This window comes from Oricola sp. (assembly GCF_022763245.1).
In the GTDB taxonomy this organism is placed as follows: domain Bacteria; phylum Pseudomonadota; class Alphaproteobacteria; order Rhizobiales; family Rhizobiaceae; genus Oricola.
Genome location: NZ_JALEGV010000005.1, coordinates 18,730 through 35,826, shown reverse-complemented (window position 1 = coordinate 35,826; position 17,097 = coordinate 18,730). Strand labels below are relative to the sequence as shown.

At 64.3% G+C, this 17,097-nt stretch carries 10 protein-coding genes; 3 read left to right on the top strand and 7 right to left on the bottom strand.

Annotated features, from left to right (window positions below; all coding sequences use genetic code 11):
- Positions 1 to 26 precede the first annotated feature (26 nt).
- Positions 27 to 947, bottom strand: coding sequence for a hypothetical protein (locus MRY80_RS00260; RefSeq protein ID WP_293286746.1), 921 nt, complete (start codon positions 945 to 947; stop codon positions 27 to 29).
- Positions 944 to 4,564: a hypothetical protein gene (locus MRY80_RS00255; protein ID WP_293286744.1), complete on the bottom strand. Its 3,621-nt coding sequence runs from the start codon at positions 4,562 to 4,564 to the stop codon at positions 944 to 946. The genes MRY80_RS00260 and MRY80_RS00255 overlap by 4 nt, the downstream gene beginning before the upstream one ends.
- Before the next feature lie 457 nt (positions 4,565 to 5,021).
- Between MRY80_RS00255 and MRY80_RS00250 the strand changes: the two genes are divergently transcribed.
- Complete coding sequence (locus MRY80_RS00250; RefSeq protein WP_293286742.1) at positions 5,022 to 5,726, top strand: outer membrane beta-barrel protein; 705 nt, start codon at positions 5,022 to 5,024, stop codon at positions 5,724 to 5,726.
- A gap of 118 nt (positions 5,727 to 5,844) precedes the next feature.
- On the opposite strand, the gene MRY80_RS00245 is transcribed toward MRY80_RS00250, so the two are convergent.
- The 3 genes from MRY80_RS00245 to MRY80_RS00235 form a co-directional block, all read right to left on the bottom strand.
- Entirely contained in the window at positions 5,845 to 7,704 is a 1,860-nt protein-coding gene (locus tag MRY80_RS00245; protein ID WP_293286740.1) for an alpha/beta fold hydrolase, read from the bottom strand.
- 181 nt (positions 7,705 to 7,885) lie between these two features.
- Positions 7,886 to 9,127, bottom strand: coding sequence for a saccharopine dehydrogenase family protein (locus MRY80_RS00240; protein ID WP_293286738.1), 1,242 nt, complete (start codon positions 9,125 to 9,127; stop codon positions 7,886 to 7,888).
- Between the two features lie 62 nt (positions 9,128 to 9,189).
- On the bottom strand, positions 9,190 to 10,287 hold the full coding sequence (locus MRY80_RS00235) for a carboxynorspermidine decarboxylase (RefSeq protein WP_293286736.1): 1,098 nt from the start codon (positions 10,285 to 10,287) through the stop codon (positions 9,190 to 9,192).
- Positions 10,288 to 10,605: 318 nt separating this feature from the next.
- On the opposite strand from MRY80_RS00235, the gene MRY80_RS00230 reads away from it, so the two are divergent.
- Positions 10,606 to 13,293: a cation-transporting P-type ATPase gene (locus tag MRY80_RS00230; RefSeq protein ID WP_293286734.1), complete on the top strand. Its 2,688-nt coding sequence runs from the start codon at positions 10,606 to 10,608 to the stop codon at positions 13,291 to 13,293.
- Positions 13,294 to 13,326: 33 nt separating this feature from the next.
- Here the strand turns inward: MRY80_RS00230 and MRY80_RS00225 are convergent, their stop codons facing one another.
- Positions 13,327 to 14,580, bottom strand: a complete 1,254-nt coding sequence (locus MRY80_RS00225; protein WP_293286732.1) for an MFS transporter — start codon at positions 14,578 to 14,580, stop codon at positions 13,327 to 13,329.
- A 273-nt stretch (positions 14,581 to 14,853) separates the two neighbouring features.
- Here MRY80_RS00225 and MRY80_RS00220 point away from each other — a divergent pair, with 273 nt between their 5' ends.
- Positions 14,854 to 15,075 (top strand): hypothetical protein, encoded by a 222-nt coding sequence (locus MRY80_RS00220; RefSeq protein ID WP_293286730.1) that lies wholly within the window; start codon positions 14,854 to 14,856, stop codon positions 15,073 to 15,075.
- A gap of 4 nt (positions 15,076 to 15,079) precedes the next feature.
- On the opposite strand, the gene MRY80_RS00215 is transcribed toward MRY80_RS00220, so the two are convergent.
- Positions 15,080 to 17,053: a BTAD domain-containing putative transcriptional regulator gene (locus MRY80_RS00215; protein WP_293286728.1), complete on the bottom strand. Its 1,974-nt coding sequence runs from the start codon at positions 17,051 to 17,053 to the stop codon at positions 15,080 to 15,082.
- Positions 17,054 to 17,097: the final 44 nt, after the last annotated feature.

Sequence of the window (17,097 nt, the reverse complement as noted above, 5' to 3'; positions counted from 1 at the left end):
CGGCGCGGTGATCCGCCGCCGCTCCGCTATTCCTGCTGCAGCAGGCCGCTGTCGAGCCAACGTTCCATGACCGCGATGCAGACATCGCGCTTCAGGCGGCCGGTATCCTCGCGCAGTTTCGGCCAGTTGGTCGATCGCGGATCGCCGAAATGGCCGAGCAGGAAACGCGCGATCGTGCGCTTCACGTCCGGGGAGGGGTCTTTCGCGACGAAGCGGGCGAGCAGGATCTCGTAATAGGCGCTCTCAAGGAACGCCCTCTTCTTGTCGCCCAGTTCGATCCAGCCGAGGATCGTCTTCAGCGGCATCGGGTCCAGGTCCACATGCGTGAGGGTGCGTTCGATCAGGGCGCATTTGATGACGACGCCGTAGAGGGAATCCTGCACTTCCTCCTTCATGCCGAGACGCGCCAGCGAGCGGACGGGGTTCAGCAGGTCGACGCTGTCGATGATCGTGTCGAGCCCGTAATCGCCTTGGAAGAACTTCGACTTGTGGGCGAACTCGCGCGAACTGATCCGCAACAACGGCTCGTTCCTGCGCAGATGCTCGTAGATCCGATCGGTCTCCGGGCTGCCCTTCTCGAAACTGTGAAAGAACGCGCTGAAGAGGATGTTGACGGGCGTCTTGCCCGGCCGCTCGATGGCCTCGCTGATCAGCCTGTGGCGGGCGATGGTGCTCGTCCTGAAAGCGTCGTCCTCGCGCATGTTGAGGAGGGCCTTGCGGATGTCGCTCAGCGGCAGCTCTGCGCCGAGCCCGTCCTTCAGAAGCTGCGCGATTTCGCGCATGCGGCGGCGGCTGATCTCGGAGGGCTCTGCGGCGCGCCGCGCTTGCCAGCGTTCGGCTGCCTGCTGGACCTGGTCCAGTTTCAAGGTAGGCTGCGTGCCGCGGGTGTTCGCGGAGAGGCGCTGCTCTATGCGGCCGGCAAGGCTCGTCCGGTTGGTGGCGCTCAACCGTAAGCCTCCACCTTACGCACACCCGCCCGCGATTCATTCAGTTCTTCGACCAGTTCGCCCAGATGGTTGACCGCCGTTGCCAGCGCCGCGTCCATTTCGGCCACCTGGTCGCGCATCAGTCGGGTCTGGGTGTCGATCTGGCTGGACATTTCCGCGAACACGTCGCCGAGTTTGCGATCGACGTCGTCGAAGCGCTCCACGTGGCGCTGCCAAAGCTCGGCCTGCATGCCGACCGAATCCTTCAGCGTGCGCTGCGAATTGCCGACCGTCGCGATCGTCTCCTGCGAAATCTGCTGGAAGGCCCCGAGCGATTGCTGGATGGCGAGCAAATTGTTCGCGAAGCTGTCGGCGGAGTTCTTGATGTTGCTGGTCGCGCCATGCAGCATTTCCGACAGCTGCACGAATTCGCTGCCGACCCGGCCGTTCTCCACCGAGATTCGCTCCATAATCTCCGCCAGCCCGCGGCTGGTCTGGTCGATCTGCGGGAGCAGCGAGGAAAGCCCCTCGACACGCGAGGCGAAATATTCGTCGGTTTCCTTGAGGCGCGAAATGATGTCGACGGCGTTCTGCTTGATTTCCTCGGCCACGGCCTGCGTCGTCTGGACGATCACGTCGCGGCTGCCCGTCTGGATCTCCCCGATGAAGCGCGTATGCGTCTCGGCGATGCGGTCGCTTGCCTTCTGCAGCGTGGCGAAGAGCCCGCCCAGCGCGCCTGCGCGCTCCTCGAAGGCCGCGTTCGACTCGTTCAGCTTCTCGATGAAAAGGGCGGTGTGCTCGTTGAAGCTTTCCGCCAGGCTCTCGGCCGTCGAGGCGGTCAGCTCGCGCGTCCTGTCCTCCATCTGGTCGATGAACTGGGTATGGGTTTCGGCGATGCGATCGCTGGCTTTCTGCAGCGTGGAAAAGAGCCCGCCCAGCGCCGCGGCGCGTTCCTCGAAGCCGGTATTGGCGTCGCCCAGCTTGTCCAGGAAGGTCGTAGTGTGTTCGTTGACCGCCTGTGCGATGGACTGCACCGTCGTCGCGGTGAGGTCGCGGGTGTTCTGCTGCACGCGCGTCATGAAATGCGTGTGCGATTCGGAAATGCGGTCGCCGGTCTCTTCCAGCGTGCCGAGAAGCCGGGAGAGCGCCTCGGTCCGTTCCTGGAACGCCGCGTTGGCCTGATTCAACTGGTCCATGAAGCTGACGGCGTTTTCGTTCACCTTCTCGGTGATGGCCTCGGAGGTCGCCTTCGCCAGATCCCGGGCTCCGATCTTCAGGTCGGCCAGCACGCCGATATGCGTCTCCGCCATCCGGTCGCCGGTCTGTTCGATGGAGGCAAGCAACGTCGCGAGTGCCCGCGTGCGCCCGTCGAGGGCCTCGTTGGATTCCTCCAGCTTCGTCATGAAGGTCGTTGTGTTTTCGTTGATCCGCTCGGCCACCGCATCGGCTGTCGCGGTCGTCATGTCGCGCGCGCTTTGCTGCAGCTCGGCCATGAAATGCGTGTGCGTCTGCGCGATCCGCTCGCCGGTCTGTTCGAAGGCGGTGAGAACGCCGGCCATGGACTGCGCGCGCTGTTCGAGCGCGTCGTTCGATTCCGTCAGCTTGGCGATGAAGCCGATCGAATTCTCGTCGACCTTGGCGGCGATCGCCTCCGCCGTGTTGGCCGTCAGTTCGCGGACGCCCTGCTGCATCTCGGCCATGAAATGCGCGTGGTTCTGCGACAGGTGCTGGCTGGTCTGTTCGAAGGACTGGAGCACGGCGGCCATCGACTGCGCCCGTGTTTCCAGCGCGTCGTTGGATTCGTGCAGCTTGGCAACGAAGCTGGCGGTGGTCTCGTTCACACGCGTGGCGATCGCGTCCGCGGTCGCGGTGGTCATCTCCTCGGCGCTCTGGCGCATCCGCTCGGTGAAGCGGGCATGGGTGTCGGCGATGCGGTCGCTGGTCTGGCCAAAGGTCTCCAGGAGGTTGGTGAGCGACCGGGTCCGGGCTTCCAGCACCTCGTTTGAATCCTGCAGCCGGGAAAGGAAGCTCGACGTGTTCTCGTTGACGCGTTCGGCGATGGTCGCTGCGGTCGTCACGGTCATTTCGCGCGTGCTGGCCTTCAGCTCCGCCAGTGCCTGAATGTTGGCCTCCGTGAGGCCCGCGCCGGCCTGCTCCAAAGAGCCGGCGATGCTGGCGAGGCGGTCGGGCAACTGCGCCATCTCGGTGCTGACGGACTGCAGCGTCTGGGTCGTCTGCAGGAGCGAAACGGAGATCGTCTCGTCCACGGACCGCGCCATCTTGCCGACAGCCTGCGTGATGAGGCCGGAAACCTCCGTGACGGCGTGCTGGGTGCGTGCCTGGGTCTCCTCGGCGACAACGGTCTGCACCGTGATCATCTGGTTCAGCGCCGTGTCGAAGGTGCGTGCGGCCTCCTCGACACGATTGGGCAGTTGCGCAAGGCGATCGGAGACGGCCGCCGAGACTTCGCGCGATTCGTCCATGATGCCGCGGATGGACCTTTCCAGATCCTGCACCAGCGTTTGGGTGCTGGTGGCAATGGCCTGGGTGGCGGCCGTCTGCATTTCCGTTGCGAAGCGATGCTGCTCGCCGGCGATCGTCGCGCCGGCGCTTTCCAGCGCCTTCGACGTGCGCTCGATATGCTCGGGCAGCGATCCCAGCTGGACCGCGGCGGCTTCCATGCGCTGGACGATCGTGTCGGCGCTGGTCTGCACCGTGTCGGTGAAGGCTTCGGACACCGCTTCGCGTGCGCCCTGCTGGGCGTTGGCGACGAGGTCGTCGTAACGCGTCGTCAGCGTCTCCATGCGCGTAACGATGTCGGAATAGCCGTCCAGGATCGCGTCGCGGGTCGCGCCGCCGATCGAATTGGCGAGCTTCTCGCCGAGGCGCTGCAGGCTCTTGGCCTGGAAATGCATCGCGTCCTGGCGGCGGACCCCGGCCGATTCGACATTCTCGAAATAGACGCGGTCGACCAGCACGTCGTTGAAGCGCCGCACCGCGTCCGCCGCCAGGCGGCGGGACCAGAGCGTCGTCGTGCGCAGGGCAAGGAACAGGCCGATCGTCACGGCGAGCACGATCAGCTTTCCGCCGGTGCTCGCGATGGCCGTGCTGGCAGCGGCACCGTCCGTCACCGTGGGGCCGTAGGCCGCCGCGAGGCCGCCGATGGAGGCCGCAAGGCCGATACCCGCGAGGAACGAGAACACCGCGAGAAAGGCAGGCGGGACGATCGCCGCCATGGGCGATTCAAGGTCGAGATTTTCCGGCGTGAAGTACTGCGTCGGCGTCACCGAGCGCGAAACGAGGGTGGTCTCCGCCTCGACGCCGTCCTTCGCCTCCAGCGGCACGATTGTCGAGGAGAAGCGGCGCCAGGCGCGTCCGACGACGCGATGGGCGCTCAGTGTTTCGCTGATCCCGTCGAAGCGGGCCGCAAAAGCCTCGCGCGGGGAAACGCCTTCCTCGGCGGCAGTCTGTATGACGGCGGCGGCTTCATCGACGCCATAGGTGGCGCGGCGCGTTTGCATGACGATCCAGGCGATCAGGCCGATGCCTGCGATGAGAGCAAGGAGGAGCAGCACGACATCGAACCCTGTGCTCATCATCCAGTTCAGTGCTCCGCCAGCCGCACCAGTCATACCCATCAAATGCCTCCCGACCGCCGGCCCGGTCTTCAACCGCCAATTCGCCCGCGTCAAACCCACTCTTGGAAAATATCGCGCATATATCCCAGTATAGGTACGAAAGACAGGGCTTGCGGCGGTTTTGTGGCCGGTCTGTGCAGTTGCTCACACGCCTGTCGGGGCGGCTGCGCCGCTCGGTTGCCCGACCTCGATCGCCTGAATCTCTTGGCGAGTGGCGCACCGCCGCGCTGCCGGAATACAATTGGAGCGCCGATGCGTTCGAAATCGCACCGCGCGAGGCGCTGAAAGCATGCTCAGAGCGACGGTCTGCCTTCCGAAGTCGTCCACCCTTTCATGCGGCCTGTGAACGAACGCGAGATTTCGGCAAACCTGCGCTTGATTCGGATCCCCTATCGGCAATAGTCCGGAAGGCGGTGTTACTCGGCATATTGTTTGACATTTTACTTTCGGTCGGATGATGCGCCGATCCGCCAAGACTCAAACTGTTTTTAATGGGGAAGTGATTTTGAGACTTTCGAAACTACTGATCGGAACCGCATCGCTTGCGCTCATCGCCGGATCTCCGGCGTTGGCTGTTGCCGGCGACGCGAATTGGTATGTGAGTGTTTTCGGCGGGGGTGTTTCTGACGCTTTTGCGTATGCCGACGACGATCCGTACGACAGCAACACGGACGACGTGGAAGTGGATACCGAATTCGGCTGGACACTCGGTCTCGCCGCGGGCTTTCGCATGTCCGACACCATGCGTGGCGAGGTCGAGCTCTCGACGACGCGGACCGGCCTTGAACACGCCAGCGAGGGCAGCCTCGGCACTGACGTCGGCGGCAACCTGACGACAGGCTACCTGCTCGGCAACATGTGGTTCGACCTCGATACCGGCGCAGGCTTTACGCCCTATCTCGGTGGCGGTCTTGGCGCGGGCTATCTTCACATCGAAGCCAACCCGACGCCGTCTTCGACGTTGCTGGACGCCGACGGCATCGGTCTCGGCTATCAGGTGGGCGCGGGCGTCAATTTCGATGTGTCCGAAAACGTCGGCGTCGATCTGGGATACCGGTTCAAGGGTATCTCGGGTGCGGACATCACCGGCGAAGGCACCATCGGCGTGCCCGCCCATGTGGGCTCGCATGTCATTCAGGCCGGATTGACGTTCGGTTTCTAGGGACAACGGTTCGGTCGCCGGGTATCCGGACGTCCGAACATGCAATCAGATGGGCGGCGAGAGCGATTCTCGCCGCCCTTTTTCTCGCCGGACTGTCTGGGTGGGCAATCGGAGCCTTCTAGCGCTCGTAGACATACGTCCCAGGGGCGGGACAAAGGGGCGGCAAGCCCTCCTTCGTCGCACCGGTTGCCGGCGGCGGCACAAGGTCGGCCGCGCTCTGCCGGCCCAGCCATTCGCGCCATTCGACCCACCAGGATCCCTCCATCGGATTGTGGCTCTCGAACCAGGTGGCCGGATCGAGATATTTCTTCTCGGGCGTGCGGTGGCCGATGCGGTAGTGGCGGTGCCGGTGCCCGGGCTCGCTGACGATGCCGCCATTGTGGCCGCCGCTGGTCAGCACGAAGGTCAGGTCGTTCTCGGTGAAGAGATTGATCTTGTAGACCGACCGCCAGGGAGCGATGTGATCCTTCTCCGTGCCGATGACGAACATCGGCGCGTCGATGTCCTTCAGGGCGATGACGCGTCCATTGACGGCGAAGCGTCCGGCCGTCAGCCGGTTCTCCAGGAACAGGCCGCGCAGATAGTCCGAATGCATCCGGTAGGGCATGCGCGTGGAATCCGCGTTCCAGGCAGAGATGTCGAACTGCTCTTCCTCTTCGCCCAGGAAATAGCGGTTGATGGCGCGCGACCAGATCAGGTCGCGGGCGCGCAGCGCCCGGAACGCGCCGTCCATCTGGCGCTGGTCCAGATAGCCCTGGTCCCACATCATGTCTTCCAGATAGGCGATCTCGCTCTCGTCGAGGAACATCATGAGTTCGCCGGCTTCGGTGAAGTCGGTCTGCGCCGCGAGCAATGTGACCGTAGCAAGCCTCTGGTCACCTTCACCGGCCATCGTGGCAGCCGCAATCGAGAGGATCGTGCCGCCGAGGCAGTATCCGCAGGCGTGGATCTTCGTCTCCGGCACGATATTCGTGATGCCGTCAAGCGCTGCCATCACGCCGAGGCGGCGATAGTCGTCCAGCGACATGTCGCGCTGCTCCGGCCCGGGATTGCGCCAGGAAATGGCGAACACCGTGAAGCCCTGGCCGACAAGGTAGTTGATCAGCGAATTGTGCGGCGACAGGTCGAGAATGTAGTATCTCATGATCCAGGCCGGCACGATGAGGACCGGCTCGGCATGCACGGTTTCCGTCTGCGGCGCATACTGGATCAGCTCGAAGAGTTCGTTGCGATAGACGACAGTTCCGGGCGTGCAGGCGATGGTCTCCCCAACCCGGAACTCGGGCGAGGGTGGGCGCGGCGCGTTGGTGATTTCACGGGCGACGTCCTCCATCAGGTTCTGTGCGCCCTCGACAAGGTTCATCCCGCCTGTGCGGACGGTACGCTCGATGATCTTCGGATTGAGGAAGGGCGAGTTCGAGGGCGACGCCATGTCGAGCATCTGCCGCGCCATGAAGGACACGCGATCGGCATTGGCGTGATGCATGCCGCGCACTTCACTGGTTGCCTCCTGCCACCAGTCCTCGATCGCGAGGAATGATTGCTTCCAGGCGCGGAACGGCGCGTGATCCCATGCGGGGTGGTCGAAGCGATGATCGTCGGCGTCGGCCTTGAAACCGCCGTCAGGACCAAGCGGGCCGTAGGGGCCCATGACGTCGAAGGCGAATTTCCAGGCGTCTGCGACCGCCTTTTCCCGCAATTCGGCCTGTCGGCCGGGTGCGCGTGCCAGATGCGTCATCCAGTCCATCCAGGCCGAGCCGGCGGAATGGATCGAGACACCCGCCGTCAGCCGCGCCATGGAGGCACGCAGGGCCCGGTCGATCGTGTCATATTTGCCGTGACCGCCCGATTGTCCGTCGGCCATCATGCTGGCGAGAGACGCCGCCCATGCGATGGCGGAGGCCGGCACGGGAAGGGCAGGTGCGTCGGAGATCTTCGCAACCGATGATTCCGGCGCGGTGGTTTCTTTGGTCGCCATGGGCACGATCGTCTCGCTTGTCGCGTTGACACAAACGGCCCTGTATCAGCGCAGGGCCGGCGTATGCTGCGCCGCAACATCGCGCTGAAAAGCTGCTTTTTTGTGAAGCATGCCCATCAAATACCGAAAAAGGCGCGAACCATTTTGTCGCGCCTTTTTCTGGATTGCCTGTCGGTGTGGCTCAGACCGCCTCGGTCCAGGGCCGGTCACCATTCTCGTCATTGACGCGTGTCGGCAGGCCGATGCGATCGAGGATCGTGAAGAACGGCTTCGGGTCGAGTTCTTCGACATTGACCATCGTGCCGGTGTCCCAGGTTCCGTCGGCGATCAGCATCGCGGCGGCGACCGGCGGCACGCCGGCGGTGTAGGAAATGCCCTGGCTGCCGACTTCGTTGTAGGCGTCCTTGTGGTCGGCGACGTTGTAGACGAAGACTTCCACGTCCTTGCCGTCCTTCACGCCTTTGACGAGGTCGCCGATGCAGGTCTTGCCCGTGTAGTTCGGTGCGAGCGACGCCGGGTCCGGCAGGACGGCCTTGACGACCTTCAGCGGAACGACTTCCTGGCCCTCGGCGGTTGTGACCGGCTGCTCGGAGAGCAGGCCGAGATTTTGCAGAACGGTGAAGACGTTGATGTAGTGGTCGCCGAATCCCATCCAGAAGCGCACATCGGCATGCGGATAGTTGACCGCGAGCGACTGCACCTCGTCATGCCCCGACATGTAGGCCTTCTGCTTGCCGACGACGGGCAGATCCCATTCGTGGCCGACCTCGAACATCTTGTTCGACTTCCACTCGCCTTCCTGCCAGCTGTAGACCGTGCCGGTGAATTCGCGGAAATTGATCTCCGGATCGAAATTCGTCGCGAACCATTTGCCGTGGGAGCCGGCGTTGATGTCGACGATGTCGATGGATTTGACCTCGTCCATGCCGTCGATGGCGAAGCGGGCGAATGCGTTGACGACACCGGGATCGAAGCCGGCGCCGAGGATGGCGGTCACACCCTTTTCGGCGCAGCGGTCACGGCGCTTCCACTCGTAGTTCGCGTACCACGGCGGCGTTTCGCAGATCTTGTCCGGCTCCTCGTGGATGGCCGTGTCGATATAGGCGACGCCCGTCTCCAAGCTTGCTTCCAGGACATACATGTTGACGAAGGCGCTGCCGACATTGATCACGATCTGAACGCCGGTCTCGCGGATCAGGGCGGCCACGGCAGCCGTGTCCATCGCGTCGACCTGATGGGCCTTCAGTACGCCGTCGGTCTTCATCGCGCCCTTGTCGCGCACGCTCTCGATGATGCCTTCGCACTTCGCGAGCGTGCGGCTGGCGATATGGATGTCGCCGAGAACGTCATTGTTCTGCGCGCATTTGTGCGCGACGACCTGGGCGACGCCACCGGCGCCGATGATCAATACGTTGCGTTTCATGAGCCTGTAAGGCCTCCTTGTTTCTCCGCCCTGATGGATAATCGGTGTGTCCGGTTATGGTTTCACGACAATGCGGCGGCGAAATCCTCGTAGCCGAAGTCGCGCACCAGCCGCTCGGAGCCGTCGAGCTCCCTGACGGCGATGGCCGGCATCTTGACGCCGTTGAACCAGTTCTTCTTGACCATGGTGTAACCCGCCGCGTCCTGGAAGCTCAACCGGTCGCCCGGCTTGAGCGGCTCGCCGAAGCGGAACTCGCCGAAAATGTCGCCCGCCAGGCAGGATTTCCCGCACACCATCCATTCGTGCGGACCTTCGTTCGGCGCGATCTTCGCGGTCTCGCGGTAGACCAGCAGGTCGAGCATGTGCGCCTCGATGGAGGAGTCGACGATCGCCAGATGCTTGCCGTTGAACATCGTGTCGAGCACCGTGACCTCCAGTGTCGCTGCCTTGGTGATCGCCGCTTCGCCGGGCTCCAGATAGACCTGGACGCCGTTCTCGCCGGCAAAACGCTTCAGCCGCTCGGCGAAACGGTCGAGCGGATAGTTCTCGCCGGTGAAATGGATGCCGCCGCCCAGGCTGATCCACTCCATGGTCCGGATCAGGTAGCCGAAGCGCTGCTCGATATGGCCGAGCATGGCGTCGAAACGGTCGAAATCATCGTTCTCGCAATTGCAGTGGAACATGAAGCCCGAGATCTGATCGACGACGGTTTCGATCTCCTTCGGATCATGCTCGCCCAGCCGCGAGAAGGGCCGGGCCGGATCGGCAAGGTCGAATTCCGAGGTCGAAACGCCCGGATTGACGCGCAGACCGCGTGTCTTGTCGCGGCTGACCTCTTCGAACCGGCTCAACTGGCCGATCGTGTTGAAGAGGATCTTGTCGCAATTGGCGAGCACCTCGCCGATCTCGTGATCGGCATAGGCGACCGAATAGGCATGCGTCTCGCCGCCGAATTTCTCGTAGCCGAGCTTGACCTCGTAGAGGGAGGACGAGGTCGTGCCGTCCATGTATTGCGCCATGAAATCGAACACCGACCATGTGGCGAAGCATTTGAGCGCCAGGAGCGATTTGGCGCCGCTGGCCTCTCGCAGCCAGGCGATCTTCTCCATGTTGGGAAGGAGGCGCGTCTTGTCGATCAGGTAGTAGGGGGTCTGCAGCATGGCCGTGTCGTTCTCCAGACGGTCTGCCGTGTTCACTTGGCGCAGGGGGCGGACGATGTCCAGCCCGTCGCCACGGGCGGACCTGATGTCAGGACCGTCCTGCCGCGTCAAGGTTGCAGGCCGCAAGAACGTCGATGTGCGACGATTGCGCTGCAGCACGGTTCTTGTGCGCACGCGAATGGGCCGGTTAGGATGCCGTCCCGACAGACATGCTCGTGGCGAGACCTTGTCCGCAGGGCGCCTGTTTCGGGTGCTGTTCCCGGATGAGATCCGTCGCGTGTCATGACAACGCCCTCGAACCGGGAAACCGCCAGGACCATGCGCGACTTTCATTCATGCGAAATCGATGACTGCCTGGAAACGCTCGAGGCGACGGCCGGCGGACTCTCTTCGGACAACGCGACGCATCGCTTGGAAATCCACGGGTTCAACCGGCTGCCGCAACCGCCGAGGCCGAACGTGATCCTGCGATTCCTGTCGCACTTCCACAACATCCTGATCTACGTCCTGCTGGTTTCCGGCGTCATTACGCTGGCGATGCAGCATCTCATCGATTCAGCCGTCATCTTCACGGTGGTGATCGTCAACGCGATCGTCGGATTCATCCAGGAGGGCAGGGCCGAGAAGGCGATGGACTCCATTCGTAAGATGCTGGCGCCGCAAGCCGCCGTCCTGCGCGATGGCGAGCGCCACACGGTCGAAGGCGAAACCCTCGTTCCAGGCGACATCGTGCTGCTGGAGGCCGGCGACAAGGTTCCGGCCGATCTGCGGCTCATCCGCTCGCACGGGCTGCAGATCCAGGAGGCGATTCTCACCGGGGAATCCGTCCCCAGCGACAAGGCGACCGCCACTGTGGACGAGGATGCCGCGCTCGGCGACCGCTCCTGCATGGCCTATAGCGGCACGCTGGTCACGAGCGGGCAGGGCAGGGGCCTCGTGGTGGCGACCGGAAAGGACACGCAGATCGGGCAGATCAGCGGCCTTCTGGCAAATGTCGACGTTCTGTCGACCCCGCTTGTCCGGCAGATGAACATCTTCGCGAAATGGCTGACGGTGATGATCCTTCTGATCGCCGTCATCCTGCTGGCATTCGGCTATTTCGTGCAGCACCAGCCGTTCGACGAGCTGTTTCTGGCCGTCGTCGGCCTGTCCGTGGCGGCGATCCCGGAGGGCCTGCCGGCCGTGCTGACGATCACGTTGGCCGTCGGCGTACAGGCGATGGCGCGGCGCAACGCGATCGTGCGCCGTTTGCCGGCGATCGAGACCCTTGGCTCGGTATCGGTGATCTGCACCGACAAGACGGGAACGCTGACGCGAAACGAAATGATGGTCGCCTCGGTCGGGCTCACGGGTCACCGCTTCTCGTTCGAAGGCAATGGCTATGAACCCGACGGCGCGGTCTATCTCGCCGACAACAGGGTCAACGCGCTCGATCATCTGCATCTGGCCGAACTGGCGAAGGCGGCGGCATCCTGCAACGACGCGTCGCTGCATCATCGCGACGGGTTCTGGGCCGTCGAGGGCGATCCGATGGAGGGCGCGCTCCTGGCGCTGGCGGGCAAGGTCGGCGTCGATGTCAGCCAGGAACTGTCGGCGCGCACGCGTACCGACGAGATCCCCTTCGATTCCCGCCACAAATTCATGGCGACGCTGCATCACGATCACCCCGACCATGCCGACATCTTCGTCAAGGGCGCTCCGGAACATGTCCTGGCGATGTGCGCCGAGCAGCGCGCGCCGTCAGGCGAAAGCGAGGCGCTCGACGAGACCTATTGGGTCGATTGCGCCGAGGACATGGCCGCGCAGGGACAGCGCGTGCTCGCCATTGCGACCCGCGAAGTGGACCGCACGCAGTCCGTCGTCAATTTCGCCGACGTCGAGGGTGGCCTTGTCCTGGTGGGGCTCGTCGGGCTGATCGATCCGCCGCGCTCTGAGGCGATCGAGGCCGTGGCGGAGTGCCGGGACGCGGGCATCCGCGTCAAGATGATCACCGGCGACCACGCCCGCACGGCAGCCGAGATCGGCCGGCTGATCGGTCTCGAAAATCCGGACCGCGTGCTGACAGGGCGGGATCTGGACGGCATGGATGACGCGCAACTGGCCGCGGAGATTGCCGTGACCGACATCTTCGCGCGCACGACGCCCGAGCACAAATTGCGGCTGGTCATGGCCCTGCAGTCGCAAGGCATCGTCGCTGCGATGACCGGAGACGGCGTCAATGACGCGCCGGCGCTGAAACGCGCCGATGCCGGCATCGCGATGGGGCGCAAGGGCAGCGAGGCCGCCAAGGAGGCGGCGGAATTCGTGCTGGCCGACGACAATTTCGCTTCGATCGTCGCGGCGGTGCGCGAGGGGCGGACCGTCTATGACAACATCAAGAAGGTGATCAGCTGGACGCTGCCGACCAATGCCGGCGAGGCCATGACGGTGATCGTCGCGCTTCTCTTCGGCATGACCCTTCCGATCACACCGGTGCAGATCCTGTGGGTCAATCTCATCACGGCGGTCACGCTCGGCATCGCGCTGGCCTTCGAGCCGACCGAGGAGAACACGATGCGGCGGCCGCCGCGAAGGCGCGACGAACCGATCCTGTCCAGCCATCTGGTCTGGCAGATCGCTCTCGTCTCCGGCCTGTTCTTCGGCGGCGTGTTCGGCGTCTACTCCTACGCTGTCGATCGCGGCTATTCGCTCGAACTCGCGCGCACCATGGCGATGAACACGCTGGTGGTCATGGAGATCGCCTATCTCTTCTTCATCCGAAACATCTACGGAACGTCGCTGAACTGGGTGGCGGTGCGGGCGACGCCGATCGTCTGGGCGACGATCCTGATCGTCACGGCGGCGCAGTTCGCCATCACCTATCTGCCGCCGCTTCAGCGCGTCTTCGCCACCGAGGCGGTGCCGCTGCTGGATGGCATGCTGGTCATTGGCATCGGCGTCCTGCTCTTCGCGATCATCGAGGTCGAGAAGCAGTTGAGGCTCAGCTTCCGGCCGCAGCGCAAATAGGGCGCCGACTTTCAGCAATCCGCGGGAACGGGATCAGCCGCCGGGCTCTTCCTGGGGTTCTTCGACGCGCTCCTGCTCGATCTCTTCTTCTTCTGCGCGGGGATCGAGCGTCGCGGTCTCGATGGTCGAGAAGCGCGCCGGGCTGACGGGCACGAAGTCGGTCTTTTCTGCCTGCGTCGGGGCGGCACGCTGGCGAATGCGCCACAACGCATAGCCAATCAGCGACAGGTGGGTCAGCGCCGTCGTCATGAACAGGCCGGACGGCCCGCTGGCCGACATGATGACACCGGCGATCAGCGGCCCGGCGATGGAGCCGACGCCGAAAAGCAGCAGCAGGCCGCCGGAGGTGCGAAGGAAGTAGTTCTCCGGCGCATGGTCGTTCGCATGCGCAACGATCACCGGATACATCGAGAAGATACACGCGCCGAACAGGGCGGAGGCGAAGAGCGCCACCGGGACCGGCAGCGGCTGCACGAGAATCAGGAACAGGTCGACGAGGAACGCCATGCCCGCGATGCCGACCAGCACGAGGCGGCGGTCCATGCGGTCGGAGAAATAGCCGATCGGCACCTGCGCTCCGGCCCCGGCAAGAATCGCGATGCTCATGAAGAGCGCGATCGCCGCGACGTTCAGGTCGATCTGGTCGGCATAGACCGCGCCGAGCGTGCCGAAGGCGGAGTTGGAGATGCCGATCAGGATCACGGAGACGACCGCGACGGGCGAATTGCGCCACAGCGTCTTCAGGTCGAGCGAGGCGCCGACCAGCGGATTGGGCTGGTGTGAGGCATAGAGCCCGCTTGGCAGGAGCGCCAGCGCATAGAAGATCGCCGCCAGAACGAAGAAGAGATGGGTCGCCGTGTCGCCGAGCGTCAGCGACATCTGGCCGAGCGTCGTGGCGGCGAGATTGACCATGGTGTAGAGCCCGAACACCCGGCCGCGCGAAGCCGCCTCGGCGCGTTCGTTCAGCCAACTCTCCACGATCATCGCCGCGCCGGCGAAGGCAAAGCCGGTGAGGCCGCGCAAGGGAATCCAGGCCCAGGGCTGGACGATCAGCAGGGTGGCCAGGACCGACACGACCGCGAGCGCCGTCATTGCGCCGAAGGCACGGATGTGGCCGACGCGCGCGACCGTTCGCGGCATGACGAGGCAGCCGAGAATGTAACCCGCCGCCCAGCCGGTGCCGAGCAGGCCCAGAGAGAACGATGAAAAGCCTTCCTGGCTGCCGCGCACGGGCAGGATGAGGCCATTGACGCCGCCTGCGAACATCAACAGGGCGGAGCCAATCATCAAGGGATAAACGGCGCGAGGCAGAAACGGCATGGCAGTCAGGGGCTGAATCGGTTTTCGGGTGGAACCCTATTGCGGAATGGCGCGACGATCCAGACCCAAGGCACAACCCGGGATCCGGGCCGCCTGAAAGCGTGAATCGGCAACGTCAAACCAATCGCAGCGTTTTTTTGCGCTTTTTTGACGGCGCCGGCGGTTTGGCGACCAGGAGTTTTTGCGCGGCTTTTGCGGGCAGCGGCGAGACTGGGTCCAGTTCAAACGAGGAGAAAGACCATGCAGACCCAGATCATCAACACCACCGGCACCGCACCCCGCACCACCACCTTCCCGACGATCCCGTCGCCCTTTTCATGGCTGCGCGATCTGAACGCCACCTTCATCGCCTATTTCCGGTTCAAGGACCTGGACGAGGACCGGCTTCGCGACATGGGCATCACCAAGCGCCAGCAGGATGACGCGTTCCTGAGCCAGTTCGCGCCGCGCAACGACCGCTGAACCGTCAGTCCAGACACCCCGCCTTGCGGAGGCCCTCGATGAGGAAATCGAGGTCCTCCGCGCGCCTGAAAGGATAGGTGGCGCGAACGTAGTCCTCCGAGAAATCCGGCTGCAGCCCTTGCAGCCGCGAAGCGGCTTCCGCTGCCAGATCGGCGCGGCCCGCATGGCCGAAGGAGGCGGCTGAGCGCTGCAGACCGCGCGCATAGCCGGGCGCGGACGCCATCAGGCGCCGCCCGATCTCCACCGCTTCGTCGAACTCCTTCAAAAGCATGTGACAGGTCGACATGTCGGCCATGATCGCCGCCTTGGGACCCGGATCGGGATCGAGGCGGAAGATCACCCGGAAATGGTCGAGCGCTTCTCCCGGACGGCCGAGCAATTCGGTAGTGCAGCCGGCCACCTGGCGCGCGAGCACGGCCGAGGGGTTGAGGCGGACGGCCTCCATGCTGTGGTATTCTGCCGCTTCGTAGTCGCGATCGGCGAAGACCCGGATGAGTGCCTGATAGGCATGCGCCTGCCAGTCGTCGGGATCGACCGCAAGAGCCTTGCGCGACGCTTCCGAAGATTTGCGTGTGTGGGTATCGGGATCCCTGTCCCAGCCCATGATGAAGAAGCGCCAGTGAATGCGGGCGATGCGCGTCCATGCCCTCGCATTGCCCGGATCGAGCCTTGCCGCTTCCTCAAGCAGGGGAAATTGTGCGGTGTTGCTCTCCGGCGTGCCGTAGCCGGCGCCGCCGAGGCGGTCGATCTCGTCCGCCTTGGCGACGAGGTGCCATGCGGCAAGCCTGGTCGGCTGCGCCCGCGTGATGCGTTCGGCCTCGGCATGGGCGATTTGCGGTTCGACCTGCGCGACGATCGACCGGCAGACATCCTCCTGAAAGGTGAACACGTCCTCAAGATTTCCGTCGAAATTCTGCGACCAGATCGACTGGCCGGTGGTGGTGTTGACGAGGCTGACCGTGATCCGGGCGCGATCGCCGTGGCGACGCAGGCTGCCGGTGACCGCATAGGAGGCGGCGACCGTGCGCGCGGCCTCGCGGATGTCGATGTCGCGGGCCGTTTTCCAGCCGACGCTCTCCGGGCCGATCACCGGAAACCACCGCCAATAGCTGAGCGTGGTGCGCAATTCCTCGGCAAGGCCGTCGGCGAGCATCCGGTCGTCTTCGCTCGTGGACAGGCTGTCCACGGCCATGACCAGCACTGCGGGCCTGTCGACGAAAGGGACCGGGCTCGCCGGTGCATCGTGGCGGCGGGGCGAAACGGGCGCAGCTCCGCCGGCGATCTCGGCACGCAACGCTTCAAGGGTCACGCCGGGTTTCGCCTGCAATTCGGCGTCCAGACGTGCTGCGAATGCGTCGAAAAGGGAGATCGCCTGCGCCCGCCGGCCATTGGCCGCTGCGGCGCGCATCAGCGCTTCGATGGCGGTCTCGTTGAAAGCGTCGAGGTCCTGCAGCCGCGCGGCGCAGCTGTCGACCGCCGGCCAATCCTGCTTCTCCGTCGCCGTCCGCAAATGCCTTTCGGCAAGCGTGACAAGACGGGCGCGCAGCACCCTGCGCTGGGCGGCGAGCCATTCCTCGAAGCTTTCGAGCGCGAGATCGACATCGTCGAGGAGATCGCCCCGGTAAAGTGCCATCGCTTCTTCTGGGATGGCGTCGTCCTTCAGGATCGACCAGAGATCGCAATTAAGCGATGCGTCCGGCGCGATCGAGATCGCGTCCGTGTCGGAGGCGAGGAGACCGTCGGCGGCGGGACCGAGCGCCTTCTTCAGGGCGGACAGTTCCTGGCGCAGCGAGGCCCTCGCCTGGGTCTCGTCGCGGTCCGGCCAGAGAAGGGCTGCTGCCGCCTGGCGCGACAGCCGCATGTCCGGCGCCAGCATGAGCGCCGCGAGCAGGGCACGTCCGCGTTTCGACGGGACATGCAAAGCCTCGCCGCGGGCCTCGGCCTTGAAGCTTCCGAGAAACTGCATGCTCAGCGTCATCCGTCCCGGCTCCCTTGTGGCGGCGGAGAGTGTTGCATTGCCCT

Excerpts from the sequence above, each read along its gene's own strand:
- MRY80_RS00255 (WP_293286744.1), bottom strand. The coding sequence starts at position 4,564 with ATGGGTATGACTGGTGCGGCTGGCGGAGCACTGAACTGGATGATGAGC.
- MRY80_RS00250 (WP_293286742.1), top strand. The coding sequence starts at position 5,022 with ATGCGCCGATCCGCCAAGACTCAAACTGTTTTTAATGGGGAAGTGATT.
- MRY80_RS00245 (WP_293286740.1), bottom strand. The coding sequence starts at position 7,704 with ATGGCGACCAAAGAAACCACCGCGCCGGAATCATCGGTTGCGAAGATC.
- MRY80_RS00240 (WP_293286738.1), bottom strand. The coding sequence starts at position 9,127 with ATGAAACGCAACGTATTGATCATCGGCGCCGGTGGCGTCGCCCAGGTC.
- MRY80_RS00235 (WP_293286736.1), bottom strand. The coding sequence starts at position 10,287 with ATGCTGCAGACCCCCTACTACCTGATCGACAAGACGCGCCTCCTTCCC.
- MRY80_RS00230 (WP_293286734.1), top strand. The coding sequence starts at position 10,606 with ATGCGCGACTTTCATTCATGCGAAATCGATGACTGCCTGGAAACGCTC.
- MRY80_RS00225 (WP_293286732.1), bottom strand. The coding sequence starts at position 14,580 with ATGATTGGCTCCGCCCTGTTGATGTTCGCAGGCGGCGTCAATGGCCTC.
- MRY80_RS00220 (WP_293286730.1), top strand. The coding sequence starts at position 14,854 with ATGCAGACCCAGATCATCAACACCACCGGCACCGCACCCCGCACCACC.
- MRY80_RS00215 (WP_293286728.1), bottom strand. The coding sequence starts at position 17,053 with ATGACGCTGAGCATGCAGTTTCTCGGAAGCTTCAAGGCCGAGGCCCGC.